This is a genomic window from Tautonia plasticadhaerens, from assembly GCF_007752535.1.
In the GTDB taxonomy this organism is placed as follows: Bacteria; Planctomycetota; Planctomycetia; order Isosphaerales; family Isosphaeraceae; genus Tautonia; species Tautonia plasticadhaerens.
Genome location: NZ_CP036426.1, coordinates 4,246,001 through 4,271,668, shown reverse-complemented (window position 1 = coordinate 4,271,668; position 25,668 = coordinate 4,246,001). Strand labels below are relative to the sequence as shown.

Here is a 25,668-nt window from a genome sequence, read left to right as displayed (position 1 = left end):
GGAGGCTCACACTCCGGGTTACGGATTGGACCTAGCACGGAGGACTTTGCTGGGGGTTCTGAAATACCCTGTTGCGTATTCATCTGTGGCGAGCAGACCCGTCCCTCGCCAGGTGCCTCTGTTCTCTATCAACTGGCAAATGTGGAAACCACCAAAATGCTATCTTGACACGGAAGTTGATTGGGTTTCATGGATTCTCGAACCACTCTCCAGCAAGGACAGGGAACAATTCCAATCGCATACTCTCCCCACCGCTTGGGAGGTCACCGATTCGGGAGCTACACGAACGACGGGAAAGCACGGCAAATCACATTGTAAATCACTTGACTGTAGCGTCATGGACGTGGCCGACGAAATCGCATACGGGGTCCATGACTTCGAGGACGGTGTGGCCCTTCGTCTCATTACTCGCAAGGACTGGGAGGAATCAGTAGCTAACGAGTGCGATGTGGCATGGGCGGAATCTGTGGAAATGCCCTCTATAAATGAACTGTCCGAAATGCTCTTCGGCGAGGGATCAGACGCTTCAGCCCGCAGGAAAAGAGCGATAGGGTCATTGGTGAATGCCCTTGTGGCTTTGGTAGAGATTCGAGCAGATGATGCGTTCGATTGTCCTCTACTGAATTACAGGGCCGTCTTCTTGGAGGAGGCGAAGAGATTCCAATCCGCTCTCCAGCGGGTAATCCAAGATCGAATCATCCGGACCCCGAGTGTACAGACGTTGGAATATCGTGATCAGATCAATCTCCTCGCCCTATTCCGAGCCATAGAATCCGATCCGACAAGCCTCCTGGGAGGTGCGTTTAGAAGAAAGGCAGCCGAAATAAACGACCCAAATGATTACCTTCGAATCATTTGCGATTACGTTTCAGGAATGACGTACGAATATGCCACGAAAATGTTCGAACGCCTTTATGTTTCTAGGCATGGTACTGTCTTTGACAGGCTCTAGATTCCAATCGGGGGGGCACGATGGATGATCCCTCTTCATGTTCGGACCCAGGGCAACGGTGTGGGGCCGTGGATTGCGGGAATACGAGACGAGTACACGTTGAGAATACGTGTTTGCAAATTTGGTCAATAAGCCGACGGGCCTTCGATTTCACGAAGCCTCTTCTCGCAATCCATTTGTCTCGTCGAGAGCCTCTCGATGCTGTTCGCAATCGGATCAAGCTGTTGAGGTTGATAGTTCGCAGCGTCTTTCCGGTCCCACTCGTCGCTAAGGTCCTTGATCCGGGGCTTGAGCCGATCGATTTCTGACCGAAGTTCTTCGGCTGTCATGTCTTCCGCGATTTCTGGGCCATCGCTCTTCCCCACTATGCATTCGTTTACATGAATGTATCGACGGACCACAGCGAACGGTCCACGAGCAGCATACCAGAGGAACAGCGGCTCGACGATTCGCTGGCCGACGTGACTCGGAGGTTCGAGGAGACATACGGCTGCCCATGAGTGACCCGACGGAAACGGCCCGCACCATCGCCATCGGCGACATCCACGGCTGCTCGTTGGCCCTGGACGCCCTGATCGAGGCCATCCGGCCCGCCCCCGAGGACACGATCGTCACCCTGGGCGACACCATCAACCGGGGACCGGACAGCCGGGGTTTCATCGAGCGGCTGATCGACCTGAGCCGCCGCTGCCGGCTTGTCCCGCTGCTGGGCAACCACGACCAGATGCTCCTCGATGTCCACGCCGGGAAGTACCCGATCTTCTGGCTGCTCGACATGGGCGGCACCGCCACGCTGGACTCCTACGGCCCCGGTCGGGAGCTATCGCTCATCCCGGAGGGCCACATCGAGTTCCTGGAGGGCTGCCTCGACTTCTACGAGACTGACCGCCTCATCTTCGTCCACGCCAACTACTTCCCCGACATCCCGATGGCCGAGCAGCACGTCGGGATGCTGCGGTGGGAGTCGCTACGGGACATGACCCCGGGCCCCCACGAGTCGGGCAAGGTGGTCATCGCCGGGCACACGTCGCAGAAGGGCGGCGAGGTCCTGGACCTCGGCCACCTCAAGTGCATCGACACCTTCTGCTACGGGGGCGGGTGGCTGACGGCGCTGGAGGTGGGCACGGGCGAGGTCTGGCAGGCCGACCGGGGCGGCGGCCTCCGACGCCGATGAGACGATACTCGGGGCCGATCCCAGATCGGGATGGGGCTCATTGTCGCTTGGGGTCCGGGATGGGGATGAGGGCCGGGGACGGCATCGCAAAGTCGGCACCGCATCGGTCGCAATGGACCATCTCCGAGTCGTCCCCGGCCCGGAGCCAGTTCACATCGCCCTCGCCGCATGCGGGGCACGAGGCCCCATGCAGTCGCACATCCGCCTCCGGCTCCCCGACCAGCGCGAGGCCGCACCGCCTCGACTCGGCCAGCAGGGGCAGCAGCCCCGCCGGCTCGGCAGGGATCGGGACCTCCCGCCCCTCGAACGGGACGACGATCCCGTCGCACGGCGCGGGCGCGCCCGAAGCCCGGAAGACTGGGTTGCGGACGACCATGGTGCCCTCGGGGCACCGGATCGTGTAGAACTTGCCCTCGGCGTAGTGCTTGATAAGCATGGCATCCCCCTGGAGGCTCCGATCCCGAGAGTATCGCCCAGCCGTCGGGGATGGCGAAATCTATACGCTTGTCCTTTTTGGCGTTGCGTTCAGGAGAAGGCACTGACCGGGATGGGCCACCCCGTAGCCTCCTCGATGGTGCTCCGGGCTCCGGGGCTGAGGTCGAGTCGCCCGAGTGATCGTCGGACAGGAGGGATCACGGATGAGCCGGGAACGCTTCGATGGGATGTACCAGGGGCAGCCGCCGTGGGACATCCCTGGCCCCCAGCCGGCCTTCATCGAACTGGAGCAGTCCGGCGCCATCGTCGGATCGGTCCTGGATGTCGGCTGCGGCACCGGCGAGAACGCCTTGTTTCTCGCCTCCCGGGGCCACGAGACCTGGGGGATCGACGTGGTGCCGGTGGCGCTCGAGCGGGCGCGGGCCAAGGCCCGGGAGCGGGGCCTGGAGGCTCGCTTCGAGGTCGCCGACGCCTTGCACCTGGAGGCTTTGGGACGGCGGTTCGATGCGGTGATCGACTGCGGTCTGTTCCACACCTTCGACGACGACCAGCGATCGGCCCTCGTCGAGGGCCTGGGCCATGTGCTGCGGCCCGGCGGGGCCTACCACTTGCTCTGCTTCAGCGACCGGGAGCCTCCCGGGGAGGGGCCGAGGCGGGTGACGCAGCAGGAAATCCACGACGCCTTCCGGGACGGCTGGGAGGTGCGGTCGATCCGAGAGGTTCGGTTCCAGACGGTCCTCGGCCCGGATCAGCCGCAGTTTAGCCCCGGCGGCCCGGTGGCATGGCTGGCGACGATCGTCCATGAGGGGGATGAGCGGCAGTCGGAGACACCCGGGGCATGACCATCGGCGTGATGAATGACGGGCCACGGCGGATCGACTCCGGGCTCGTGGACCCTCGACCCGGAGCGCAGCCATGGGCCGTCGAGCAACCTCGCCGGGATTACCCCGGATCGCCCCGATCATCCTCGGCCTCATCGCCGTCGTCGGCGGCCGGGCATTCGCCATGGCGGGACAATCCTCCCGGCAACCTGGGCAATCTCCCCGCATCCAGGTCACCGTCGCCGCCGCCGGATACGAGCGGACGGACCTGCCCGTCGAGGTGCCAATCGACCTCGGCGTGCTTTCCGGGGACGAGGACGCCCAGGAGCCCCCGGCCCCGGATCGCCTGCGGGTCGTGGAGGTGGACGACTCGGGACGGACGATCGACGCCCAGGTCCCGCATCAGTTCGACCCTTCTCCCGCCCCCGAGGGCTCGGCGGGGACGCTGGTCCTGCTGATGGAGGGCACGACCGCACCGGACGCATCCCGCCGCTACCTCGTCTCCCCCGATGCCGGCGAAGAGGCGCCCCCGCCGGACCAGTCGGCCCTCATGACGCTGACCGAGGGGGTCGGGCACGAGGGCCAGGAGAGCTTCCGGATCGGCACGCCCACGGCGACGTACTTCTACCACACGCTCGGCGGCGGCTTCGCCAGCCTGGAGGGCGCCGACGGCCTCGACTGGCTCGGCTACCGGCCCGGCGGCGGCTCGGCGGGCGCGTATCGGGGCATCCCCAACCTCGTCCACCCCAGGGCTATTTCCATCCCGGCGGGACGAGATGCACCAGCCGGGTCGTCTCCCGGGGGCCGCTGCGGGTGCGGATCGCCTCCGAGGCCGAGGAGGGGCGCTGGGCCTGCACCTGGGACCTCTTCCCCCGCTTCGCACGCCTGACGGTCGAGCGGGCAACGCAGCCCTACTGGTTCCTCTACGAGGGGACGCCGGGCGGCTCTCTGGAACCCGACGGCGACTTCTACGTCCTCCCCGACGGTCATCGTCGTCCCGCCTCGGAGCGATGGGAGCGGGACATCCCCGGCCCCGAGTGGCTCTACTTCGGGGACCGGACCTCGAATCAGGTGCTCTGCCTGGCCCATCACGAAGACGACGAGGCGGTGGACGCCTACTACCCCATGGAGGGGAACATGACCGTCTTCGGCTTCGGGCGGCTGCGGCTGGAGAAATACCTCGAAGAGGTTCCCCAACGCTTCACCGTCGCCCTGGTCGAGGAGACGGGACACGAGGCGGTCGAGCGGGCCATCGAGGGGATGATCCGCCCGGTCGGGGTCACCGTCGGGATCGTGGAAACCGAGGACGGAGGAGGGCGATGAACCGTCGGGCTGGTGTCGTCTCGCCCGGCCGAAAACCCTTGCATTCGAAACGGGTTGGCGGGATGACAGAGAGGACGGACGAGGCCGTCGAACCCGCAGACCCGGACATCCCTAGCGACCGAGGCCGGCGATGGGCGGCTTCTATTCCCTGGGCCTGATGTTCATCCTCGTCGGTGCGGCCGGGTTCACCCGCAGGGGCCTGCCGTTCACCTCGAAGAAGCGGCTCAAGGGGAGGCGGGGCCGGACGGTCGGGGGCCTGTGCGTGGCCTTCGGCCTGCTCGGCATCGCCGTGGCATGCTGGGCCGGCACCCCGGAGGAGCGGCGGCACTTCCGGACCTTGACCCTCGGCATCGTGGTCGGGGTCGGCGGGACGCTCGTGGTGATCCGGGGGAGCGGCTGAGCGAACCAAGCCACGCCGCCCGCCAGCCAGCCCATCCGGAGGGTACGGATCGTGAGGATGACGCACCTCGGGCTGATCGGCATCACCTTGGCACTGCCCTCGTGCGGTGGCCGGGATGAGGCCGAGGTCGCACCGCCGATGGAGGGCACGCCCATGACGATCCGCCTGGAGAGTTCGGCCTTCGAGGAAGGCGCTGACATCCCCCGGAGATACACCTGCGACGGCGAGGACATCTCCCCGCCGCTGTCCTGGTCCGGCGTCCCCGACTCGGCCCGCTCGCTGGTGCTCATCTGCGACGACCCGGACGCCCCCAGGGGGACGTGGACCCACTGGGTCCTGTACGACCTCCCGCCCGGGGCCTCGGGGCTGCCCGAGGGCCTGCCGGCCGACGAGGCGGTCCGGTTCGCCTCGGGCGGGTCCGACCACGACGCCCGGCAGGGCAAGAACGATTTCCGCAAGGCCGGCTACGGGGGGCCCTGCCCGCCCTCGGGCACCCACCGCTATTTCTTCCGCCTCTACGCCCTCGACACGACGACGGGCCTGGGACCCGGGGCGAGCCGTCGGCCGGTGGAGCAGGCCATGCAGGGGCACGTCCTGGCGCAGGGGCAACTGATGGGGCGTTACACGAGGGGCAGGTAGGGTCGCCTGGGATGGCCTCGGACGAGAGAACACACCGGGGCAGCCTGGGATACCCGATCGCCCGATCCGATCAGGACGAGGTTCGAAGACGATGAATCATCCCCACGACGGGATGCTCCGGGTCGCTGCGGTGGCGCTGCTTGCGGTGGTCCTCTAACCTCCCGGCCCCGCCTCTGCCCGGCAGCGAGTCGCCACGACCCCCGTCGAGGGGCCGTCCAAGGAACTCCCGCTGCCCGGCGAGGTCTTCCGTGTCGAGGGGCGTACGGCGTTTCTCATCCTCCCGGGGGGCCGTGATGCGACCGACACGAGGCCCTGGGTCTGGTACGCCCCGACCCTGCCGGGGCTGCCGGGGTCGGAAGAAGCCTGGATGTTCCAAAAGTTCCTGGATGCCGGGATCGCCGTCGCCGGGATCGACGTGGGCGAGTCGTTCGGGAGCCCGGAGGGGCGGGCGACCTATACCGCCTTCTACGAGGAGCTTGTCCGGGGGCGGGGGCTCTCGCCGAGGCCCTGCCTGCTGGCCAGGAGCCGGGGCGGGCTGATGCTCTACAACTGGGCGGTCGAGCACCCGGAGTCGGTGGCGTGCATCGCCGGCATCTACCCGGTCTGCGACCTCCGAAGCTACCCCGGCGTCGAGCGGGCGTCCACGGCCTACGGCCTGACGCCGGATGGGCTGGCCGAAGCCCTGGCCCGGCACAACCCCGTCGATCGGGTCGAGCCCCTGGCGAAGGCGGGCGTCCCGGTGTTCCACCTCCACGGGGACGCCGATGCGGTCGTGCCCCTGGAGTCGAACTCCGGCGAACTGGCCCGGCGCTACCGACGGTTCGGGGGCGAGATGACGCTCCTGGTCGTCGAAGGAGGGGGGCATACCATGTGGCCCGGCTGGTTCCGGAGCCGGGAACTCGTGGAGTTCGTCATCGCGCATGCGGGAGGTGGGCGGTCGTGAGGCCCCCCGTCCCCCTCCCTGCCGGGGCCGGGGGTGGAGATGGCCCCGAGCCCGCCCCCGGGACGCCCTCGACCTCGTGGGCGAGTCGGGCTCATCGCCCCGACGAGCGGTGTGCCCCCAGGAACCCGAAGACGACGCTCGTCGGCTCGTCCCCCGGAATGCCCAACTCCCGGTTGATCGTGGCGTGGGTCTTCCCCTGGGCGGGTATGACCTTCGCCTCGACCCCGGCATCCACCAGCCTCGCCGCCAGCCCCTCGGACTGCGCCTGCGAATCCCGCCGGCCGGCGACGTGCAGGATCAGGAACGGGGGGATGCCCTTCCCTTCGGCGATGTGCGTGATCGGCGAGGCGTCCCGCTGCGTCTCCTCGTCCTCGGTGAAGACGCCCTCGTACAGGTCCTTCATCCGGGGCACCCGAGCTTCCCGCACCTGCCGGGGGATGTCGTAGCCGGCACCATCCAGCAGGACCACCCCGGACAGGGCGCCGAGGTCCAGCCCCTCGGCCTCCAGGTAGCGGTGGTCGGTGGCGACCAGGGCGGCGAGGTGGGCACCGGCGCTGTGCCCGATCAGGGCGATGCGGTCGGGCGAGCCGCCGTGGTCCCCGGCATGCTCCCCGATCCAGCGGATCGCAGCGGCCAGGTCGCCCGCCTGCTCCCTGTAGGTCACGCCGGGCAGGAGCCGGTAGTTGACGCTGACGAGCACATAGCCCCGGCTCGTGAACGCCTCGGGCTTGCGCTGGAGGTGCGCCTTGTCGCCGATCCTCCAGGCGCCGCCGTGGACCCAGAGGACGACAGGATGGTCCTCGCCGTCGGCGGGGGCATACACGTCGAGCCTGGTCGAGCCGCCCTCGCCCCCGGCGTCGGAGTAGGCGATGTCTTGCTCGACCCGTACCTCCTCATCTGCGAGGGCGGGCACGGCAAGAAGCAAGGGCAGGAGGATTGCAGCGAGGCTGGTCATGGCGGTGGTCTCCCGGTGACAGGTCCGGGAGATTCAACCCCGATGCCCCGGATCGGTACCGTCGCCTGCCGTGGGTCCCGCCTCGGGGGAATCGGTTTGTCCCCGCCAGCGTCCCTCCCGGGCCTCAAGGCACCTCGGGCAGTACCACGGGGCGGGCGTCTTGACCGGCTTCGGGCTGCGTTTCCTGCACACGGCGCAGAGATATCGCTTGCCCTTGACGGTCGTCTTCGGGCGTGCTCGCTTGCCCGACCTGGGGATGTTCCTCGGCATGGTTCTGCCCCCTCCTTCGGGATAACCGTTCGATCGACCGGGGCCGACCTCCCGAATTACGACCCCCGGGGTGAACCGGTTCCGCCAAGGAGGAGCCAGCGATAGATCGCCTCGTCCCGGTAGGCGCCGCTGGCGGTGCCGACGTGATCCAGGCCCCGGTCCTCGTAGACCCGATCCCCCGGACCCTCGTCGCCCGCCGGCTCCAGGGAAAGGCGCCCGATGAAGGCGGCGGCTCGACCCCGGGAGACCTCGCCGGAAGAGAGCCAGGCCGGACGCCCCGGGTCCTCCGGCGGCACCCGGGTCGGGTCCACCGCCCAGAGCGCCGCCCAAATCTCCGGCTGGGCCAGGGCCAGGTCGAAGACCCCGTTGCCGCCGAAGCTGAAGCCCGTCAGGTAGGCCCGTCCCGGGTCGATGCCTTGGCTCTCCTGCACCTGGGCAACGATCTGCCCGACGGCCTCGGCGAAGCGATGCCAGAGGTCTCCCCGGATGGGAAGCTGCGGGGCGACGACGACGAACTCGGAGGTGGCCAGGGGCGAATTGCCCGGGGCAAGCGGGCCGTGGCGGGAGAGCGCCTGCCGGATCGGCATGGGGGCCCCCTCGTCGTAGCCGTGCAGGAAGCACAGCAGGGGCCGGGGCCCGGCGGCGACCGGTGCGGGGACCGAGAGCAGGTAGGGCAGCGGCCCGGACTCGACCAGGCTCAGGCTGGGCGTCATCGGTTTGTCCGATCAATCTTCATGGGTCCGGCGCCGGGGCGGTGCCGTCGCCGATCGGCACGGACGGCATCCACGCCCACCGGGGCGGCCGAGAGTTATTTCCCGTGGCGATGGGGGCAGATCGCATGCCGGCTGGGGGATGCCTGGTCGATGGGCTCGGACGGCATGGCCCACAACGGCCAGCTTGCCCGACGGCGATGCAGCGGACCGGGGGAGACGAGGCCCGGGAATCGTGAGGACCCTCGCCTCGGGGCCAGGTCGCTTGCCCCGAGGGACCGGGGATTCCGCCGTGATGCCCGGCCTCTCGGGCATGGCACGTCGCTTGCGTTTGCCTTTAGTTCCATCAAGGAATCGACACGAGCGAGCACCATGAGGCGAACCACACCGCTCCCGGCCCTGGTCGGCATCCTGTCCCTCGGGATCGGCGCCGTGGCGGCCTCCAGGGAGCGGCTGGAGGGGCGGCTGGCCTTCGTCTCACGGGGTCGCATCGGGCCGAACATCGCCACGGCCCTCCAGATGGGCCGGGCCGTCGAGCAGGTCGAGGATCTCCTGCGCCAACACCGAGGTTTCATCATGAGACTGGCAATCCTCATCGGGGCCTTGGCCGTCGTCCTCTCGGCCGGGGGCCAGGCCGGTGCCGACGACTGGAAGGACGAGAGCGGCAAGGGCCGGGGGTTCTTCCCCGGAGGCGGCTGGGGCGGCCCGCCGCCCTGGGCGGGGCGTGGTGGCGGCCCGCCGCCCTGGGCCGGTCACGGCGAGACGCCCGGCTGGGCCCGTGGGAAGGGCTATTGGGACGGCCACTTCAAGCACGGCCCCGGCGGCGGCTTCGGCGGCGTCCCCGGCGGCTTCGGCTATCCCGGCCAGGGCTTCGGCGCCTATCCGGGCCAGGGCTTCGGCGCCTATCCGGGCCAGGGCTTCGGGGCCTATCCAGGTCTCGGAGGCTACCCCGGCTACGGGGGCCACCCCGGCTATGGCTACAGATGGCCGAGGTAACCGGGACTCGATGCCCCGCCTCCTCGCCTCCAGACGTGCCGGCGGGGCATTCAATGCTCCGTACATCGGGCTCGGTTCAAGAGGCGGGTCATTCGCCGTTCGCCTTGGAGCCGAGCGGGTCCTCGGGGCCTGACCGTTCACCTGGCCGGCAGTGCGGACTCCTCCCATGCCTTGTGGGCGGCCTCCTGGAGTGGATGGCTGCCGTCCGGCAGGCGATCGGCGGCGACCTGCCAGAAGAAGACGCCCCTGAAGCCCTGCTCCATCGCCCACTCCGTCTTGATGGCCACCGACTCGGCGTCGTCGTAGCCGATCACCGCCGAGCGGTCGGGCGCCACCAGCCAGGGGTTCTTCGTCTCGTCGTCCCAGAGTCGGGTCCAGCCCTCCTCGTCCAGGAGCCGATGGAGGTTGGCGTAGTTGCCCTGCGGGATTCGGGCCTTCGGGGCATCCTTGGCGGGGGCATACGGCTCGGCGACGGCGAAGCCCCGCCCGTAGAGCGGGATGCCCACGGCCAGCCGATCTGCCGGCATCCCACGCTCCTCGACGAGGTATCTCATCGTCGCCTCGGTGGAGGGCCGGCGGCTGCCCGGCACCTTCGAGGAGGCGAACAACGGCGAATGATGCCCGGCGTAGTCGGTCCAGTCCCCGGCGAAGTCGTAGGTCATGACGTTGACCCAATCCATCGTCTCCAGCAGGAACCCCGTGCGCAGCCACCGCAGCGTTCCGGGGTTGGACGAGGCGGCCATCGTCAACACCATCGGGCGCCACTTGGCCTCCTCGATCGCGTCGAGGCCGGCTCGGAATCGGCGCACGAGCCGCTCGAAGCCCTCGACCTCCTGCTCGGTGTCGGGGTACTCCCAGTCGAGGTCGATGCCGTCGTAGTCGCTCTCGTCCACGAGCTTCAGGACGGCCTCGACGTAGCGATCCTCGGCCTCCGGGTCGGCGACGATGGCGGCGAACTCCTCGTCCCAGCCCCAGCCGCCCAGGGACACGAGCATCCGGACGCCCGCCTCGTGGGCCCGGCGGGCGAGGTCGGCGTTGGGGACGCCCCGGCTGGGCCGGATGCGGCCCTGCTCGTCGGCCGTGACGAAGGCGTGGCAGAGGTGCGTGTAGAGGCCGAGGTCGAGGCCCTCGGGCCGACCGTAGAGGTAACCGACGAACACCTTGTCCATGTCCTCATCGGCGGGCTGGGCGATCGAGGAGATGGGCGTGGCGAGGCCGAGCAGCAGGACGACGGCGATGGCCCGGGATCGGGGCGTCTGGTCGATGCGGGGCATGGTCGGGGCTCGGGGGGCCGGGTCTCGATGAGTGTCGGGGAGCCATCCACCGTGGCGCCCCCGGATGCCGCCAGCCTATCGGCCGGGATGATAGCCGACAACGACCCCGGTCGATCGCCTTCAGCGGCGGAAGGAGGCCCCCTTGACCGGCGGACGGCCTGTTCCGACAATTGTCCCAGGATGCCATCTCCTCGGCCCCTCGGCTGCGACCCCAGCACGTCCCTTCTCCGAACTGGGGCAATCATGACCCACGCCAAGTCGCCTCATGCGGCCCGCCCCTCGGGCCATCCTCGTGCCCGGTTCCTGGTCTGGCACCTCTGGCTGCTGGCCCTCTTCGTGGCGGTCGCCATCGTCAACATCCAGGACCAGGGGCGCGGCGAGCCGGCCCTGATCGCCCTGGCGACCGCCGGATTCGCCCTCTACGGGCTGCTCGGCTGGGGGGCATGGAGCTTCGCTTGTCGGATGCGATCCCGGCTGGGCACGACGGCGGCCCTGGCCCTCTACCTCGTCGCCATGGCGGCCCTCTTCCTGGTGGCGACGGTCGTCTACCTCGTGATCGAGCACTCCTACCTCGTCGGCGGATTCAACCTCGCTCGATTCCCGGGGGGTGGGCGATTCCCCGGGTGGTGGTGAGCCGCGCCACGGCGGCACCATGATCAATCATGTCTCCCTCCGGATTCGCTCCCAGGACGATCGCATCGGCCACGCTGCGGAGGCCATCGCCATGAGGACGCCCGTCGCTGATTCCCGCTCGATCCGGGTCGGAGGCCGGTCTCCCCGCCCCGGCTTCACGCTCGTCGAACTGCTTGTGGTCATCGGGCTCCTCGCCATCCTCGTGGCCCTGCTGCTGCCGGCGACCTGACCGGCCCGGGAGGCGGCACGCCGGTCGGCGTGTACCAACAACCTCAAGCAGATCGGCATCGCCCTGCACAACTACCACGAGGAGCACGGCTGCTTCCCGCCGGCCTACCTCGCCGACGAGCGGGGCAGGCCGATGCACAGTTGGCGGGTGCTGATCCTGCCCTGGCTCGATCAGCGGGCGATCTACGAGAGGTATCGCCTCGACGAGCCCTGGGACGGGCCGAACAATCGAGAGTTGCACGACCTGATCGTCTCGGCCTACGCCTGCCCGAGCCATCCCGAGCAGGGGCACGCGACGACCTACGCCGCCGTCGTCGGCCCGGGGACCGCCTGGGGCGGATCGGGGCCGATGACGCTCGGGGACATCGAGGACGGGCCGGGCGGGACGATCGTGCTGGTCGAGGTCTCGGGGCCGTCCATCCACTGGATGGAGCCAGGGGACCTGCGATTCGACCGCATGAGCTTCACGATCAACGGCTCGGCAGAGCCGCCGGGCGTCTCCAGCAACCATCCGGGCGGGGCCAACATGCTCCTGGGCGACGGGTCGGTCCGGTTCATCAAGGACGGGATTGAGCCGGCCGACCTTCGGGCGCTCTTGACGGTGGCGGGCGGCGAAGACGTGGGGGAGTTCTGATGGGCGACTTCCGCGCCGAGCATGAGGGCCGGACCTCCTCCTGGGGCCTCGCCCGGAAGGCCTTGGTGCTGACCGTCTTTGCCGTGGCCATGTTCATGTCCGGTCGGCTCTGGTCACTCCGGGAGGTGAGGGAGGCGCAGCGGGCTGCCGGGCAGGCCGAGGAGCAACGGCTGGCGTTGCAGGCCGAACTGGTCGAGTGCCGCAACGCCCTGCTGCTGCGACGGGGACGAGGCGAGGCGTCGAGCGGGGACGATCCGGGGGAAGATCGAGTCGTTGCCGAAGCCCAAGACCCGTGAGCGTGTCGGTGCCTCCGAGATCGCGTCGGCGGCCTCGCCCCGACAAATCGGCTCAGCCGGCCACCACGACGCTGCCGTGGACCACGGACCCCTCGACCAGCAGGGCCGAGGCGTGGGCCTCCCCGGCATCCGACCGGTATTCCTCACCCTCGCCAACCGCCGGGGCCGGCTCCCAGGCCATGCCCCGCAGCCGAGCCACCAGGGCCTCCACGTCCCCCGGACCGGCCTGCTCCTCGGCCTTGCCGACCTCCAGGGCCTCCATCACCGCCCCGCTCAGCAGCCGGTCCCAGACCTTGCGGCACGTCGCCGCCTTGTCGAACAGGTCCAGGGCCACCACCTGCTTGCCCACGGCGACAGCCACCCCGACGGCCCCCTCGACGTACCCCAGCCGCGCCCGGAACTCGTCCATCTTGCCCTTGTAGCTCTCGTAGGTGTCGGCCATCGCCCCCGTCTCGGAGCTTGAGCCCAGGGCGTCCATCTGCCGGCTGACCTCCCCCCAGACGGCCATCTGGTCGGAGGTGTGCCCCCGCTCCTCCTTGAGTGAGCGGGTCACCGAGGACTTCAGGAAGTGCCGCAGCTTGGACGAGGAGTGGCTGCCCCCGTGGCCGAACTGCCGGCTGCGATACCGCCAGCGGCCTTGCTCGACGCAACTGACCGGGATGGTGGTCTTGCTCCTGGCGGCGACCAGGACGGAAGTGTTCAGGACCCGGTTCTGCTTGGCCCCGCGCAGTTCCTCGCCTTCGAGGAAGAGGACGCGACTGTCGCCCGTGTTCTCGACGAGCAGGTTCGGCACCGAGCCGCCCTCGCTGACCTCCTCGACGGCGACGGTGCCGGCGGCGATGGCCTCGTCGGAGAGGAGATAGTCCACGCCGCCGTCGGTGTTGGTAAACAGGGGAAGACGGCCAGGGCCTCGTGGCGGATCGGGTCGCCGACACGGAGTTCGGGCAGCGTGGGCATGAGAACCTCCTGGTGCGGGCCGGGATGACCCCATCCCTCGGACACGGCGGGCCGAGGGGGAGTTCGACGGCGACTGTCGGATCGGGGGCGACGGGACTGGTCGGATGGGGCATCAGAGGATTCGTCCCGGCCCTCCGGAGATTACGCCCCGGGTTCGCCTGCGTGTCGGGGAATCGGCCCCGAGCACGGCCCCCGGGGGAAGGTGGCGATCGGCCTGGATTCGAGGCCGAGACGGACCACGGGCAGCCAGGACGGCATGGCCTATGCGAACCGGCTCGACGTTGGGAGAATCGCAGGGGGCGGCGAGGGGGACCCTCGATCCCGACATCCGCCCTCCTCGATCGCCCCTCGAACCCAGGGAGGCCAACGATGCAGCCCGAGATCGCCGACCGGATCGTCGAGCAGTTCGAGCGCGGGCAACTCTCCCGACGCCAGCTTGCCGCCCGGCTGATGGGCCTGGGGGCGGCCCTGGCCGTGACGCCGCAGGCCGCCGGGGCGGCCCGGGCCCGGGACAGCACCTTCGCCGCCACCGGCCTGGATCACGTCGCCCTGGATGTCCGTGACGTGCCCCGCTCCCGGGAGTTCTACAAGGAGCACCTCGGCCTGGAGGTCATCCGGGACGGCGGCGAGGAGAACTGCTTCCTGGGCCGGGGGGACGGCTTCTTCCTGACCCTGTTCCGGGGCAAGCAGCCGGGCCTGAACCACTACTGCTACGGCATCGAGGGCTTCGATGCCGACGAGGCCGAGCGCAAGCTCACGGACGCCGGGCTGGAGGTGCGGCGCGAGGGGGGCCGGGTCTACTTCAAGGACCCGGACGGCATCGAGGTCCAGGTCTCCGGGTCATGAGGTCGGGACCACGGAGCGGGTGCCCGATCCGGGCGCCGGTTTTGCGGCGATCCGCCCGGGGACATCCCAAGGGCTTCGCCGAGGAGGTCGCCATGGCCAAGTGCGAGGTGTGCGGCAACGACTACCACCTGGCCTTCGAGGTCGTCACGGCGGGGCACCGCCACGTCTTCGATTGCTTCGAGTGCGCCATCCACAAGCTGGCCTCGGTCTGCTCCCACTGCGGCTGCAAAGTCATCGGGCACGGCATCGAGGCCAACCACACGTTCTACTGCTGCGCCCACTGCGCCCGGGAGGCCGGGGTGACCGGCGTGGCCGACCGCGCCTGAGCCCGAGGGGCACCTCACCCCGGACATCGAAGGAGGGACCATGACTGCCGGACGAAACCGCCAGGTCCTCCTCGCCTCACGCCCGCAAGGCGAGCCGACGCCGGAGAACTTCCGGCTAGTCGAGGCCGAGGTCCCCGAGCCCGGCCCCGGCCAGATGGTGCTCCGCACAATCTATCTGTCCCTCGATCCGTACATGCGCGGTCGGATGAACGCCGGCCCATCCTACGCGCCGCCCGTCGAGGTGGGCGCGGTCATGGAGGGCGGCACGGTCTGCGAGGTCGTGGCATCGAACCTCCCGCAATACCGGCAGGGCGATCTCGTCCTGGCGGGGACCGGCTGGCAGGAGTACGCGATCTCCGACGGGGAGGGTGTGCGGAAGATCGATCCGGCGCACGGCCCCATCTCCTACGCGCTGGGGGTGCTCGGGATGCCGGGCCTGACCGCCTACACCGGCCTGCTCAACATCGGCCTGCCGAAGCCCGGCGAGACGCTGGTGGTGGCGGCGGCGTCCGGGGCGGTGGGCTCGGTGGTCGGGCAGGTCGCAAAGATCAAGGGATGCCGGGTTATAGGCATCGCCGGGGGCGAGCGGAAGTGCCGGCATGTCGAGGAGGAACTGGGCTTCGACGCTTGCCTCGACCACCGCCAGCCGGACCTGCACGGGCGCCTGAGTGACGCCTGCCCGGAGGGGATCGACATCTACTTCGAGAACGTCGGCGGGGCGGTCTTCGAGGCGGTGATGCCGCTCTTGAACGACTTCGCCCGGGTGCCGGTCTGCGGCCTAATCGCTTACTACAACGCCTCCGGTCTGCCCGAGGGCCCGAACCGGGTCCCCCAGGTGATGCAGGCCATCCTCGTCAAGCGGCTGACGCTGCGGGGCTTCATCGTCTGGGACTTCGCCGAGCAGTACCCCGACTTTGTGTCCGACATGGGCGGCTGGCTGCGTGAGGGCCGGGTCAGATACCGAGAGGACATCACGGAGGGGCTGGAGAACGCCCCCCGGGAGTTGATCGGCCTGCTGAAGGGCGAGAACTTCGGCAAGAAGATCATCCGGGTCGGCTCGGACCCGACGCAGTGATCGTCGGGAGGGGCCGAGACGGGGCGGCGCCTCCCCGGATCGACCCGGCCCCGGGATGAAGGTCCGTTGGACGGCCGGATGACGAGAGCCTCGTGGACCGGCTCGCCACCGCGCCAGGGCCACCCCCGCCTTGCTGCCGCCTACGGCCCGAGATTAAAGGCTGGGATCGGGCCAGCCCCGGGGGGCAGTGACCCGGAACCGCAGAAATCGACGGTCGAACACCCAGGCGATCCCGCCCATGCCCGACTCCGGACCGCATCCCATGCCCCATGAAGCCCATGCCGAGCCGGAGCCGGCCCGCCTCTCCCGCACCGCCTGGGTGGTCCTGGGCTTCACCCTGGCCTACATGGGCGTGGCGCTGGTCGCCTCGCTGCGGGGCGGCAGCGGCGAGTTCCTGATGTATCTGGTCATCATGGCCGTCCTCCTCGCTGTGGTGGCGCTGGTCCACCTGCGGGTCGGCCTGCACGACGCCGTCCTCTGGGGCCTATCCCTCTGGGGGCTCGCCCACATGGCCGGGGGGCTGATGCCGGTGCCCGAGGGCTGGCCCCTCGGCGGCGAGTCCCCGGTCCTGTACAACCTCTGGCTCGTGCCGGAGCGGCTCAAGTACGACCAACTGGTCCACGCCTACGGCTTCGGGCTGGTGACCTGGATCTGCTGGCAGGGGATGCAGCGGGCCTGCGGTGACCGTGGCGTCACGATCCGCCCGACGGTCGGCCTGCTGACGCTGTGTGTCGCCGCCGGTTCGGGGTTCGGCGCGGCCAACGAGGTGGTCGAGTTCGCCGCCACGAGGCTGCTGAGCGAGACCAACGTCGGCGGCTACGTCAACACGGGCTGGGACCTGGTGGCGAACCTCATCGGCTGCCTGATCGCCGCCGCGCTGATCTATGGGCTGTCCAGACGGTCGGCGGTAGGGCGTGTGGCACGGTGACGGAGGACCGGTCAGCCATGCTGCAGCCCAGGTCGCATCGGGTCTCGTCCTGGTTGAGGATCACACCCGCCGCCGGTTGTCCTCCGGGAAGGGGTATTCCATGAACCGGGCCGTGGCCCGCGCCACCGCCTCGCCGTGGTGCCGGGCGACGACCCGCAACGCCATGTCGATGCCCGCCGAGATGCCCGCCGAGGTGATGACATCTCCCTCATCGACGACGTGCTGGTCGTCCAGGACCGTAACCTCGGGGAACGACTCCCGCATCCAGTCCAGGACCATCCAGTGGGTCGTGGCCCGCCGGCCGTCCAGCAACCCGGCCTTGCCCAGCAGCATCGACCCGGTGCAGACGGAGGCCAGAAGCTCGACCTGACCGGCACGCTCGGCGACCCAGGCCAGGAGCCGCTCGTTGTCGATCTGCTGGCGGGTGCCCCAGCCGCCCGGGACCACGAGCAAATCCAGCGGCGGGCAGTCGTCCAGGTCGTGGTCGGGCACGACCTTCAGCCCGCCCGTGGCGACGACCACGCCTGGGGACTCGGCGACGAGGACGACCTCGTAGGGGGACGGCTCCTCTCGCCTGCGGTCCTCTTCCAGACGGGCGACGGAGAAGACCTCGACCTCGGGGAAGACCAGGATGCCGACTCGGCGGGTCATCGGGCATGCTCCATCAGGGGGGATCGATCACGAGCCGGACGTTCTGCCTGCCTCGTTCGCCTGCGGGGCGAGCGGATTCTGGTCGGTTCTCCCAGCCTCCTTCATCTGTCGGAGATGCCGGGCGATGGCCCTCCGGAGCAGCAGGGAGATCAGCCGGAGGAATGGGCGACCGGCAGACGACCGGGGATGGAGGGCGAACGAGCGGACGACCCGGGTGAGCCCGGCGCCTTGCTCGAACTCCCAGGTCTCGTCGAAGCCGGTCGCCAGTCGGGACAGCGGCGGCGAGAAGCCTCCCATGCGGAGTCGGAGCCGCCGTTCCGGGTCCCACTCGACGACCTCCTCCGTGTGGCTCGACCCGTCCGTGTTCGATACCCGAATCACGGTGCCGACGACCTCGGGTGTCCGGGCCTCGAACGCAGCCGCCCTGATCCCCGGCAGCGGCCCGTAGCCCTCGAAGTCGGGCCAGCGGTCGAGATCGAGGATGAGGCGGGCGATCTCCTCGGGGGTGAGCCCAAGCCTCGCCTCGCACGAGAAGGTGATCGGCTTCAACTCCGGGGACTCCTGTGCGGTCGCCGACGACCCGGGTCAGGTTGCCCCGCCTGTCTCCCGCCCGACGACCTCGTACCGGAGGATGAGGATACCGCTGGGGAACGCCCGGGTGTCGGTCAATCGGAGGGGGATCGTGCCGGCGGCGGCGGGCACAATCGGGATGCCGGAGCCGAAGATCACCGGGTTGAGCTTCACCCGGAACTCGTCGATCAGCGAGGCGCCCAGGAGCGTCCCGGCCAGTTGCGAGCCGCCGCAGCGCCAGATGTCCTTCCCACCCTCCTCCTTCAGCCGGGACACCAGCCCGGCCGCATCGTCGGAGACGAGCCGGACGGCCTGGTCGGGGCTGGTGGTCATCGTCCGGGAGAAGAGGTATTGCTCCATCTTCGGGTAGGGGCTGGTCTTCCCCTCCCGCAGGCCCACCTCAGCTTGCCACCATGGCACGCCTGCGGGGCCGGGCCTTACGGCAGGTCCGATCGCAACGGGCCATCCCCGGCACACCCGCCACCTCGGCAGGGACGACGGCGCAGACGAGCACGACCTCGCCTTTCCGCTCGACACAGACCCCATGGGCCTCGGCGGTACGCCCCATCAGGGCGGCGACCGCAAGTCCCCGGGCCACGGCGGGCGCATCCTCGACGCCCAGGCACTCCAGGATCGTGGAGAGGACGCGCCACAACTCGGCCAACGTGGGTTTGTTGATCTCGGCTCGCATGGCGTCCTCCTCTCGTCCTTCGGGTGTCGCTCGCCTCCATCGGGGGTCGGAGCCAGGTGAAGACCCGCCATGGCCTCCGAAGGTTCGCGCCCCGGGAAACGAGTTCTCGAACCCTCTCGCCCCGGGTCTCCGATGACCGGTCAGCACAAGTCAACAAGGAGCAACGCCCGTGGCCCGACAAATCCGAGGAGCCGACTGGGAGGCCGAGGTCCTCCGATCCCCGGTCCCCGTGCTGGTAGACCTCTACTCGAAGCACTGCAATCCCTGCCAGGCGCTCGCTCCGCTGATCGACCGGCTCGCCGGCGAGTACGGGGGCAAGGCCAAGGTCCTGAAGCTGAACATCGCCGAGGGGGTCGAGGTCGCCACTGCCCTCGGGGTCTCCTCCGTCCCGACGGTCGTCGCCTTCCGGGGCGGCAACGAGGTCGGGCGGCTGGTCGGGCTCCGGTCCGAGCAGCAGTACCGGCGACTGCTTGGGCAGGCCGGGGTCGAGTAGCGGGTCTCGGGGTCGCCGTCGTCATAGCGGCGACCCCGATCCCAAGTCGTCCGTGAACCCTTCCCTCCCTCGAACGCAAGGGGAGGAACCGGAGGATCGTATGAGCGACAACGCCGGCCTGATCGTCGAGCCCCACGGCTCTCTCGTACTGGTTCTCCCGGTCAGCGACTTGGGCCGGGTCTGGCTCGCAAAGCACTACCCGGAGGGTGACGAGCACGCCTACCTCGGGGATGCACTGGTCGTCGAGCACCGGTACGCGGCCGACCTCGCCGGAGGCGTCACCGCCGACGGGCTCCTGGTGTCGTGATCGAGCAACACCCATTGGGGACAAACGAACACTGCTGGCGAGGTCGTGTCTGTCGAGCACCCCGAGGAGCTTCCCATGTCAGTTCGAGCAATGGTCTGGTTCCCGGGCAACGGCCAGGACGCCAACGAGCGGGGCACCTACGTCTTCGCCCACGGCGGCGGCGATCCGCATTGGATCGTCCCCTTGCTGCTCCGGGCGAACGACCTGGGCCGGACGCCAGTCAAGGGCGTGGCCTGGCCCGAGAAGGAGTACGACGAAAGCTGGAAGATGGGCAGGGCCGGGTACGCCGCCAGCCTGTTCTGCTCGACCGAACCCAAGGGCCTCCAGGTGGACACCTACCCCCTCCTGGACGAGGGCCGGCTCTACGGCGACCTGGACTACCTCTACGTGGTCCGGCCCGTCGTCGGCGACGACCGCCGGTACACCTGGCATGTCGAGGTCCGGGTCCCCACCCGGGCGTACCTGGACGAGCCGACCCCGGAGAACACCCGGGTCCTGGCCCGCAGCCAGCCGGTCGCCAAGCTGGCCCGCTATTACACCAGGAAGGCTTCGAGGCGACGGAAGGCCGTGGCCGCCTGAGCCCGGCCCGGCTTGGAGAACTACGCACCACCGGAGATGTCCCATGGCCAAAATCACCAAGGGCAGATATCAGGTCCGCAGATTCGGCACGGCCGGGCACCACCGCTTCGTCATCCGGGACGACCAACTCCGGGACGAGCCCTACTACTACACCGGGGAGGGGGCCTTCCCCTGGAGCTATGACCGGCGCCCGGCTCGCCTCTTCTTCGACCGGGGGGATGCCGAGGTCGAAATCGAGAGCCTCGCACGTAGGGAGCCGTCGCTGGAGTCCGAGCAGCGACTCACGTTCAAAATCGAGGTCACGACCCTCGGCGGTCCAGACCTAGAGGATGTCGAGCGGCTCCTCCGGGACGCCCTTGCGGTTGGCCTGCGGCAAGTGCGGTTTCGCCCGGATCGGTCGTTCGTCGATTCGCTGATCGTCATCGATCCGGAGACGGTGAGGTTGTGTCCCGGGGACGAGGCAGTCCATGACAAACGACCCGAGCACGGGGCGACTTGAGCAGGGATGTGCTCCGATGGCCGCCAAGTCGAGCCCCGCCCCGATCTGCCGGGCCTGCGGCGACCCTCTGAACTATCGGACGGCTGAGACAGACCAGAGGCACATCGAGGAGCAGTTGACTCTGTGCCGGGACTGTTTCGGGGAGGTCGTCCTCGGAATCCTGCGGTTCTGGACGTGGAGTCCGTACCCGCCGTCGGGGGCCGGGCAGGTGGCCAGGCAGCGATGGGGGCGTCGGAAGACCGATTGTTGATGCGTTTTTCGAGAGGGGGGACGCCGATGGCAGGGAATGAGAGGATCGACCTCGAAGCCGAGGTCGAGCGGGTGCGGGGCGAATTGCTGCTGTTCCGGGACTCGATCCTGCCGGTGTTCTATCGGCCGGGGGGTATCAACCCGGAGCGGGCCGACGCCGACGCCGACGCCTCCCGGAACCCGCTCGCCCGGATGATTCACCGGCAGCGGGACTGGCAGCGGGCGGCGACGAGGCTGATCGAGGCACTCCCCGACAGTGCGGGGCGGGGCATTGCCCCCGGGCTTGATCTGGCAACCTTCGAGCCGTTCATGTACCAGCCGGCAAAGGCTTCGTTCTCCGTCCGGGGCGGCCGGATCGTCTGGCGGGTCATGCTGTTTTTGGACTGGGACATGGCTGCGGGAGACACCCTGTACCGGATGGGGGTCGAGGACGATGGCGAAGCCGTCGAGGTGCTGCTGTCCGACCTGCCCCGCCTGCGGCGCTGGCTGCTGGGCCTGCCCGTGGACGACGCCCTGCTCTGGAACGCCCTCTGCCTGGTCGCCCCCATCGTGGCCGACGCCGACCCGGGGCTGGCCATGTACCTGCTCGACCCCGAGACCTACCGCAGGCGAGTCCTCTCCGACCGGAGGATCACCGCCGAGGAGCGGACAGGGCGGCTGGAGGAGATCGACGGCCACTTCCTCCGAATCCTCAACAACGCCCTGCTGCATGCCCTGGGGGGCCTGGCGAACAACCACTTCGACGAGATGCCCGGCCTGCTGGGGCACCCGGCCCTGCTGATGAGCGGGTACACCGAACTGATGCCCCACTACTTGTTCGCCGTGTTGTTCGAGAAGGTGTCAATCCTCCTTGGTTTGGTCCGAGAGAGCACGGTTCCGGAATTACCATGAATCGAGCAAGCGGGGGATCGGCCATGAGGAGCAAGCGGGAACGCTGTCCGGAGTGCGAGAAACGGAGGGTCCTGGGACCTGACGGGATTTGCAGGCGGTGCAGCGCCGAGTTTTACCGGGGGGCGACGTGCTCCCGCTGCGACGTGGACCTCGACGACTGGGGGTACTGCCCCAATGACCGCTGCCCGTTCTTCGCCCGCCACCAGGACGAGGGAGGGGCCGAGGACGAGCCCGTCACGCCCGAGGAGCGGGACTACATCGAGCGGGTCGTCACGCCCCGACTGTCGGGCGGCCATCCCGAGCCCGGAGGTGAATCATGAGCCATCTGGGCGACTTCTTCAGGCGTAAGGGGCCATCCAGGATCAAGTTCCAGTTTTCTGGTAGGATGACATGGACTCCGACGAGACCACAGGGAAGGCGCGTCCATGCCCCAGCGTGACGTCCATCCGTGCCAGTGCCCCTCCTGTACCGGCCCCGAGCCACATCCCGATCAGGAGATCCATCGCCGGATGAACCTCCTGATGAGCCGGCTCGACGAGCAGCAACGCCGCTGGTACGCCGCCGTCGAATCCTCCAAGGTCGGCCACGGCGGCGGTCGCCTCCTGTCCCGGATCACCGGCCTGGACGTCGATACCATCCGCCGGGGCCGACGGGAACTGGCCGACTCGCTGCAGGGCCGGCCCGGCGATCGGGTCCGCTTGCCCGGTGGCGGACGGCCTGCCGTCGAAAAAAAAGCCCCGAGGTCGTCCCGGCCCTGACCGCCGTCGTCGAGCCGACGACCGGCGGCGACCCGATGGGTCCGACCGAGTTCGTCCGCCGCAGCCTCCCGGCCATCGGGGCCGACCTGGAGCGGCTCGGGCACGACCTCAGCCCCACCACCATCGCCCGGCTGCTGCGGGATCAGGACTGCTCGTTGCGGGTCAACCGAAAGCGGTTCACCGGGCCGGATCACCCCGACCGGGACCGGCAGTCCCGCAACATCGACGAGCGGATCGCCATCTTCGAGGGCCTGGGGCAGCCGATCATCGGCGTCGATAGCAAGAAGAAGGAACTGGTCGGCAACTTCAAGAACGCCGGGGCCGCCTGGCTCCGAGAGCCCGAGGAGGTCAATGTCTATGACTTCCTCAGCGATGCCGAGTGCCGGGCGACCCCCTACGGCATCTGCGACGTGCTCTCGGGCCGGGGGCACGTCTGCGTCGGCACCTCGGCGGATACGCCGGCCTTCGCCGTCGAGGCGATCGGCTCGTGGTGGGCACGCCACGGCTCGGAGCGATACCGGGGGGCCGACGAGCTGCTGATCCTGGCCGACGGCGGCGGCAGCAACGGCCATCGCCCCCGGCTCTGGAAGGCCCGGCTGCAGGAGCGGATCGCCGACCGCTACGGGCTCCACGTGACGGTCTGCCACTACCCGACCGGGGCGTCGAAGTGGAACCCGGTGGAGCATCGGCTCTTCGGGCCGGTGAGCATCAATTGGGCCGGGCAGCCGTTGCGAAGCCTGGAGGCGATGCTCGGCTGGGCCCGTGGGACGGAGGTCGGCGGGGCGGGAGTGACGGCGAGCCTGGACCGGGCGGAATATCCGACGAAGGTGAAGGTGCCCGCCGCCGTGATGGAGCGGCTGGACCGGGAGCGGCATGAGGTCTGCCCGGACTGGAACGACACCATCAGCCCACGGCAGCCGCAAGTGCTGCATTGATATGGGCCAAGAGGAACTCGGAACTTATTCTTGGATGGCTCCTAAGCGACAGGAGCGGAACCTGACCACCGGGCAACTGGCCCGGTTGGTCGGTTACAAGAACCTCAGCCGGGGCAGCAACCGAATCCTGGCATTCGAGGCCGGCGGCAAGGTTGCCCCTGACCTGCTCGGCAAGCTCGCCGAGGCGTTGGAGGTCAGCCCAGACGAGGTTCGCCGGCTTGCCGCCGAGGACTACCGGGATTGGCTGGCCTGGGCCGACGAGCCGATCCGGCCCTATCTCGTCCTCCGGTGGACGGCTTGTGCGTACCAGAGGGTCGAGTTGCCTGAAGACGACCTCGAACCCGAGGCGGCGGAAGCCTACGCCAGCCGGGTTGCCCGAGAGCGGGGCCTGATGGTCTCTCTGGCCCTGTCCCGGCGCCTGTCGGTCTACTTCGACGCCAGGGGCCAAGCCTATGAGCGACGGGAGGCAACGCCCGACGTGGCCTGCATGCCGTACGCCGTGTTCGGCAGCCGGAGGTGTCAACTCAACTTTGATGGTGGCGAGGTCCTGCGACCGATCGACGAGCCGGGGAATTGACCGAGGAGGACAACCTGCGATGCCGCCGGAGGAAGTCCAGGTCTTCGAACCCCGATTGATCAACCGAGGACCGGACGAGATCAGGGGCCAGGTCGGATCACTCGCCTTCATCTACTCCAAGTATGCCGACCCCGACGGCAAACGCTGGTTCGTACAGCCTGGACATGTCGGCCACGAGCAGATGACCAACTCGGCTGGGATGCTCGGGGCGTTCTTCGGCCCCGAAGCCGAGGAGGTGTACCGGCGGGTCGTGACGATTGGCGACGTGTTCGCCCTGGATGACCGGGGTCAGCACGCCCCCACGGGCGAGAAGCGAGAGAACTGGGACTGGTACGCCATCCGGCAGCTTGCCAAGAGGGAGAACCTCTTCGGCAGAGCCGGCACGCTCTGCGGTTGCCGGGTGGTCATGCTCTGGGGCGACCCACCGGGTTGGGAGGCGATGCTGGTCGACGTGCTCGGCCGCCTGGATATCGGCCCGGAGAGCGAGGCGGTGGTCGTGGTCGGCAACTGGTCCCAGTACCGGGTCGGGGACTTCTTGGTCAGCAACCCCGAGGGAGAATGATCCATGGCGACAGTCGAGTCGGAGCAGGAACCAGGGGCCACGATCTTGCCGTTTACCGGCCCCTGGCAGGTCAGGCGCCTGGTGACGACCCGGGAGCTTCGGCGAATCATCAAGCAGGCCGGCCTCGTCTTCGTCCGCTACCGGGCGGGGCCACACCACGTCGGCCACGTCGTCGTATCCAAGGCCGAAGTGTTGCGGCGCCTGGACCGGTTCCCCGAGCAAGCGTCCCACCACCTCGAACCTCATTTGAACGGGATCGTCCTCGGAGCATGATGCCGGGTACGGTCGGGAGAGGATTCTCGATGAAGGAATCGAACCGGAGACTGGTGGGCGCGGCTCTGCTTGCCGTCGCCGGCATGATGCTCCTCGGGGCACGTCCCCAGGGGGAGCCGGATGGTCTCTTCGCCGGCCTGGAGGTCGGGCAGGCCGTCGGCGTCAAGGACCTGGGGACCGCCTACGAGGTGACGGTGTTCGAGGGCGGCCAGCCCGCCGGGTACGAGGTCACCGAGATCGGGGCGGATCACCTGGGCATCCGGGATCATGCCGGCGTCGTCGAACGCCGCATCCCGATCACCTCGATCAAGTCGGTGGCCTGGATGAGGCTCGGGCGCACCCTCGACAGGCCGGTGGCACGATCCGGGAGGGGATGCGATTGATCCTCGGACGCGATGGCCGGCGTGCGAACCCACGGCTCCAATGCCGTGTCCCACTCGGACCGATGGCACGCCTCGGTGCCGTCGGGTATCCCCCGCCCGGACCCGGGCCGGTCCCGGCGATCAGGAGATACCCCTCAGACGCCCGGTTGCACCAGGGGGAGCGAGGGGCGGCGAGGCGCGATCTCCTCCCGGAAGATTGGGACCTCACGGGGGGCCTCGATGCCCAGCCGCACCTGGCCGTGTTCCAGCTTCACCACCGTCACGACGATCCCATCGCCGATCACGATCCTCTCGCCGAGCTTGCGGGTCAGGACCAGCATGGAGGACTCCTTCCCTGGTGGCTTCTCCCCGGGCAAATTCGGCAACCCGCCCCGGGGGTCGGTGACGATCTTAGCAAATGGATCGGCAGATTGCAAATACCTGGATTTGCCGATG

General features: G+C 68.7%; 39 protein-coding genes. 29 read left to right on the top strand and 10 right to left on the bottom strand.

Annotated elements, in window-relative coordinates:
- Window positions 1-337 precede the first annotated feature (337 nt).
- Together ElP_RS38240 and ElP_RS17150 are read left to right on the top strand one after the other, a co-directional pair.
- Window positions 338-952: a hypothetical protein gene (locus ElP_RS38240; RefSeq protein WP_197447067.1), complete on the top strand. Its 615-nt coding sequence runs from the start codon at window positions 338-340 to the stop codon at window positions 950-952.
- 496 nt (window positions 953-1,448) lie between these two features.
- A complete protein-coding gene (locus ElP_RS17150) occupies window positions 1,449-2,126 on the top strand; it encodes a metallophosphoesterase (protein ID WP_145271332.1) in 678 nt (225 codons plus the stop codon).
- A gap of 37 nt (window positions 2,127-2,163) precedes the next feature.
- Here the strand turns inward: ElP_RS17150 and ElP_RS17145 are convergent, their stop codons facing one another.
- Window positions 2,164-2,562, bottom strand: a complete 399-nt coding sequence (locus ElP_RS17145; protein ID WP_145271330.1) for a hypothetical protein — start codon at window positions 2,560-2,562, stop codon at window positions 2,164-2,166.
- Window positions 2,563-2,764: 202 nt separating this feature from the next.
- Between ElP_RS17145 and ElP_RS17140 the strand changes: the two genes are divergently transcribed.
- The 6 genes from ElP_RS17140 to ElP_RS17115 all read left to right on the top strand — a co-directional run bounded on the left by ElP_RS17140 (window position 2,765) and on the right by ElP_RS17115 (window position 6,687).
- Complete coding sequence (locus ElP_RS17140) at window positions 2,765-3,403, top strand: class I SAM-dependent methyltransferase (protein WP_145271328.1); 639 nt, start codon at window positions 2,765-2,767, stop codon at window positions 3,401-3,403.
- Window positions 3,404-3,476: 73 nt separating this feature from the next.
- A complete protein-coding gene (locus ElP_RS17135; RefSeq protein WP_145271326.1) occupies window positions 3,477-4,271 on the top strand; it encodes a hypothetical protein in 795 nt (264 codons plus the stop codon).
- On the top strand, window positions 4,196-4,705 hold the full coding sequence (locus ElP_RS17130; RefSeq protein ID WP_145271324.1) for a hypothetical protein: 510 nt from the start codon (window positions 4,196-4,198) through the stop codon (window positions 4,703-4,705). Before ElP_RS17135 ends, ElP_RS17130 begins: the two co-directional genes overlap by 76 nt.
- A 130-nt stretch (window positions 4,706-4,835) precedes the next feature.
- Entirely contained in the window at window positions 4,836-5,105 is a 270-nt protein-coding gene (locus ElP_RS17125) for a hypothetical protein (RefSeq protein WP_145271322.1), read from the top strand.
- Between the two features lie 57 nt (window positions 5,106-5,162).
- Window positions 5,163-5,744, top strand: a complete 582-nt coding sequence (locus ElP_RS17120) for a YbhB/YbcL family Raf kinase inhibitor-like protein (RefSeq protein WP_231749839.1) — start codon at window positions 5,163-5,165, stop codon at window positions 5,742-5,744.
- A gap of 367 nt (window positions 5,745-6,111) precedes the next feature.
- Complete coding sequence (locus ElP_RS17115; protein ID WP_145271320.1) at window positions 6,112-6,687, top strand: alpha/beta hydrolase family protein; 576 nt, start codon at window positions 6,112-6,114, stop codon at window positions 6,685-6,687.
- A gap of 91 nt (window positions 6,688-6,778) precedes the next feature.
- Here ElP_RS17115 and ElP_RS17110 read toward each other — a convergent pair whose 3' ends face one another.
- Window positions 6,779-7,642: an alpha/beta hydrolase gene (locus ElP_RS17110; RefSeq protein WP_145271318.1), complete on the bottom strand. Its 864-nt coding sequence runs from the start codon at window positions 7,640-7,642 to the stop codon at window positions 6,779-6,781.
- Window positions 7,643-7,968: 326 nt separating this feature from the next.
- Window positions 7,969-8,625: a hypothetical protein gene (locus tag ElP_RS17105; RefSeq protein ID WP_145271316.1), complete on the bottom strand. Its 657-nt coding sequence runs from the start codon at window positions 8,623-8,625 to the stop codon at window positions 7,969-7,971.
- 369 nt (window positions 8,626-8,994) lie between these two features.
- Here ElP_RS17105 and ElP_RS38235 point away from each other — a divergent pair, with 369 nt between their 5' ends.
- The gene (locus ElP_RS38235; RefSeq protein ID WP_197447066.1) at window positions 8,995-9,618 is read left to right on the top strand and encodes a hypothetical protein; all 624 of its coding nucleotides are present in this window, start codon (window positions 8,995-8,997) and stop codon (window positions 9,616-9,618) included.
- 137 nt (window positions 9,619-9,755) lie between these two features.
- On the opposite strand, the gene ElP_RS17095 is transcribed toward ElP_RS38235, so the two are convergent.
- On the bottom strand, window positions 9,756-10,892 hold the full coding sequence (locus ElP_RS17095) for a glycoside hydrolase family 18 protein (RefSeq protein ID WP_145271314.1): 1,137 nt from the start codon (window positions 10,890-10,892) through the stop codon (window positions 9,756-9,758).
- Window positions 10,893-11,135: 243 nt separating this feature from the next.
- Between ElP_RS17095 and ElP_RS17090 the strand changes: the two genes are divergently transcribed.
- From ElP_RS17090 to ElP_RS17075, 4 genes are all read left to right on the top strand, one after another.
- Window positions 11,136-11,525, top strand: coding sequence for a hypothetical protein (locus tag ElP_RS17090; protein WP_145271312.1), 390 nt, complete (start codon window positions 11,136-11,138; stop codon window positions 11,523-11,525).
- Window positions 11,526-11,616: 91 nt separating this feature from the next.
- Window positions 11,617-11,754, top strand: a complete 138-nt coding sequence (locus ElP_RS41225) for a type II secretion system protein (RefSeq protein WP_390836026.1) — start codon at window positions 11,617-11,619, stop codon at window positions 11,752-11,754.
- Between the two features lie 51 nt (window positions 11,755-11,805).
- A complete protein-coding gene (locus ElP_RS41220) occupies window positions 11,806-12,387 on the top strand; it encodes a DUF1559 family PulG-like putative transporter (RefSeq protein ID WP_390836074.1) in 582 nt (193 codons plus the stop codon).
- A complete protein-coding gene (locus ElP_RS17075) occupies window positions 12,387-12,683 on the top strand; it encodes a hypothetical protein (protein WP_145271310.1) in 297 nt (98 codons plus the stop codon). Before ElP_RS41220 ends, ElP_RS17075 begins: the two co-directional genes overlap by 1 nt.
- A gap of 52 nt (window positions 12,684-12,735) precedes the next feature.
- Here the strand turns inward: ElP_RS17075 and ElP_RS17070 are convergent, their stop codons facing one another.
- Window positions 12,736-13,674: an ARPP-1 family domain-containing protein gene (locus ElP_RS17070; protein ID WP_390836024.1), complete on the bottom strand. Its 939-nt coding sequence runs from the start codon at window positions 13,672-13,674 to the stop codon at window positions 12,736-12,738.
- Between the two features lie 335 nt (window positions 13,675-14,009).
- Between ElP_RS17070 and ElP_RS38225 the strand changes: the two genes are divergently transcribed.
- The 4 genes from ElP_RS38225 (at window position 14,010) to ElP_RS17045 (ending at window position 16,815) form a co-directional block, all read left to right on the top strand.
- Window positions 14,010-14,486 (top strand): VOC family protein, encoded by a 477-nt coding sequence (locus ElP_RS38225; RefSeq protein WP_197447065.1) that lies wholly within the window; start codon window positions 14,010-14,012, stop codon window positions 14,484-14,486.
- Between the two features lie 92 nt (window positions 14,487-14,578).
- Window positions 14,579-14,812, top strand: a complete 234-nt coding sequence (locus ElP_RS17060; RefSeq protein WP_145271304.1) for a hypothetical protein — start codon at window positions 14,579-14,581, stop codon at window positions 14,810-14,812.
- 40 nt (window positions 14,813-14,852) lie between these two features.
- Window positions 14,853-15,887, top strand: coding sequence for an NADP-dependent oxidoreductase (locus ElP_RS17055; RefSeq protein ID WP_145271302.1), 1,035 nt, complete (start codon window positions 14,853-14,855; stop codon window positions 15,885-15,887).
- 262 nt (window positions 15,888-16,149) lie between these two features.
- On the top strand, window positions 16,150-16,815 hold the full coding sequence (locus ElP_RS17045; protein ID WP_145271298.1) for a hypothetical protein: 666 nt from the start codon (window positions 16,150-16,152) through the stop codon (window positions 16,813-16,815).
- 60 nt (window positions 16,816-16,875) lie between these two features.
- Here the strand turns inward: ElP_RS17045 and ElP_RS17040 are convergent, their stop codons facing one another.
- Genes ElP_RS17040 through ElP_RS38220 form a run of 4 tightly spaced genes read right to left on the bottom strand, consistent with a single transcriptional unit; the run spans window position 16,876 to window position 18,727 of the window.
- Complete coding sequence (locus tag ElP_RS17040; RefSeq protein ID WP_145271296.1) at window positions 16,876-17,466, bottom strand: DJ-1/PfpI family protein; 591 nt, start codon at window positions 17,464-17,466, stop codon at window positions 16,876-16,878.
- Window positions 17,467-17,493: 27 nt separating this feature from the next.
- A complete protein-coding gene (locus ElP_RS17035) occupies window positions 17,494-18,015 on the bottom strand; it encodes an SRPBCC family protein (RefSeq protein WP_145271294.1) in 522 nt (173 codons plus the stop codon).
- 36 nt (window positions 18,016-18,051) lie between these two features.
- Entirely contained in the window at window positions 18,052-18,435 is a 384-nt protein-coding gene (locus ElP_RS17030; RefSeq protein ID WP_197447064.1) for a dihydrofolate reductase family protein, read from the bottom strand.
- A 1-nt stretch (window position 18,436) separates the two neighbouring features.
- Window positions 18,437-18,727, bottom strand: coding sequence for a hypothetical protein (locus ElP_RS38220; protein ID WP_197447063.1), 291 nt, complete (start codon window positions 18,725-18,727; stop codon window positions 18,437-18,439).
- A 169-nt stretch (window positions 18,728-18,896) separates the two neighbouring features.
- Here ElP_RS38220 and ElP_RS17025 point away from each other — a divergent pair, with 169 nt between their 5' ends.
- The 12 genes from ElP_RS17025 to ElP_RS16975 all read left to right on the top strand — a co-directional run bounded on the left by ElP_RS17025 (window position 18,897) and on the right by ElP_RS16975 (window position 25,233).
- Window positions 18,897-19,220, top strand: coding sequence for a thioredoxin family protein (locus ElP_RS17025; protein WP_145271289.1), 324 nt, complete (start codon window positions 18,897-18,899; stop codon window positions 19,218-19,220).
- 100 nt (window positions 19,221-19,320) lie between these two features.
- A complete protein-coding gene (locus ElP_RS17020; protein ID WP_145271287.1) occupies window positions 19,321-19,527 on the top strand; it encodes a hypothetical protein in 207 nt (68 codons plus the stop codon).
- A gap of 75 nt (window positions 19,528-19,602) precedes the next feature.
- A complete protein-coding gene (locus tag ElP_RS17015; RefSeq protein ID WP_145271285.1) occupies window positions 19,603-20,106 on the top strand; it encodes a hypothetical protein in 504 nt (167 codons plus the stop codon).
- Window positions 20,107-20,149: 43 nt separating this feature from the next.
- Complete coding sequence (locus tag ElP_RS17010) at window positions 20,150-20,605, top strand: hypothetical protein (protein ID WP_145271283.1); 456 nt, start codon at window positions 20,150-20,152, stop codon at window positions 20,603-20,605.
- Between the two features lie 276 nt (window positions 20,606-20,881).
- Window positions 20,882-21,745 (top strand): hypothetical protein, encoded by an 864-nt coding sequence (locus ElP_RS17005; RefSeq protein ID WP_145271281.1) that lies wholly within the window; start codon window positions 20,882-20,884, stop codon window positions 21,743-21,745.
- Window positions 21,746-21,768: 23 nt separating this feature from the next.
- Window positions 21,769-22,065, top strand: a complete 297-nt coding sequence (locus ElP_RS17000) for a hypothetical protein (RefSeq protein WP_145271279.1) — start codon at window positions 21,769-21,771, stop codon at window positions 22,063-22,065.
- Window positions 22,066-22,254: 189 nt separating this feature from the next.
- Window positions 22,255-22,503, top strand: a complete 249-nt coding sequence (locus tag ElP_RS39710) for a hypothetical protein (protein WP_231749893.1) — start codon at window positions 22,255-22,257, stop codon at window positions 22,501-22,503.
- A complete protein-coding gene (locus ElP_RS16995; protein WP_231749837.1) occupies window positions 22,500-23,438 on the top strand; it encodes an ISAzo13 family transposase in 939 nt (312 codons plus the stop codon). The genes ElP_RS39710 and ElP_RS16995 overlap by 4 nt, the downstream gene beginning before the upstream one ends.
- 34 nt (window positions 23,439-23,472) lie before the next feature.
- Entirely contained in the window at window positions 23,473-24,015 is a 543-nt protein-coding gene (locus tag ElP_RS16990) for a helix-turn-helix domain-containing protein (RefSeq protein WP_145271275.1), read from the top strand.
- Between the two features lie 19 nt (window positions 24,016-24,034).
- Window positions 24,035-24,577, top strand: a complete 543-nt coding sequence (locus ElP_RS16985) for a hypothetical protein (RefSeq protein ID WP_145271273.1) — start codon at window positions 24,035-24,037, stop codon at window positions 24,575-24,577.
- 3 nt (window positions 24,578-24,580) lie between these two features.
- The gene (locus ElP_RS16980; RefSeq protein WP_145271271.1) at window positions 24,581-24,850 is read left to right on the top strand and encodes a hypothetical protein; all 270 of its coding nucleotides are present in this window, start codon (window positions 24,581-24,583) and stop codon (window positions 24,848-24,850) included.
- A 29-nt stretch (window positions 24,851-24,879) separates the two neighbouring features.
- Complete coding sequence (locus ElP_RS16975) at window positions 24,880-25,233, top strand: hypothetical protein (RefSeq protein WP_145271269.1); 354 nt, start codon at window positions 24,880-24,882, stop codon at window positions 25,231-25,233.
- A gap of 134 nt (window positions 25,234-25,367) precedes the next feature.
- Here the strand turns inward: ElP_RS16975 and ElP_RS16970 are convergent, their stop codons facing one another.
- Window positions 25,368-25,553 carry a carbon storage regulator gene (locus tag ElP_RS16970; protein ID WP_145271268.1) on the bottom strand — a complete coding sequence of 62 codons (186 nt, stop codon included), beginning with the start codon at window positions 25,551-25,553 and terminating at the stop codon, window positions 25,368-25,370.
- Window positions 25,554-25,668: the final 115 nt, after the last annotated feature.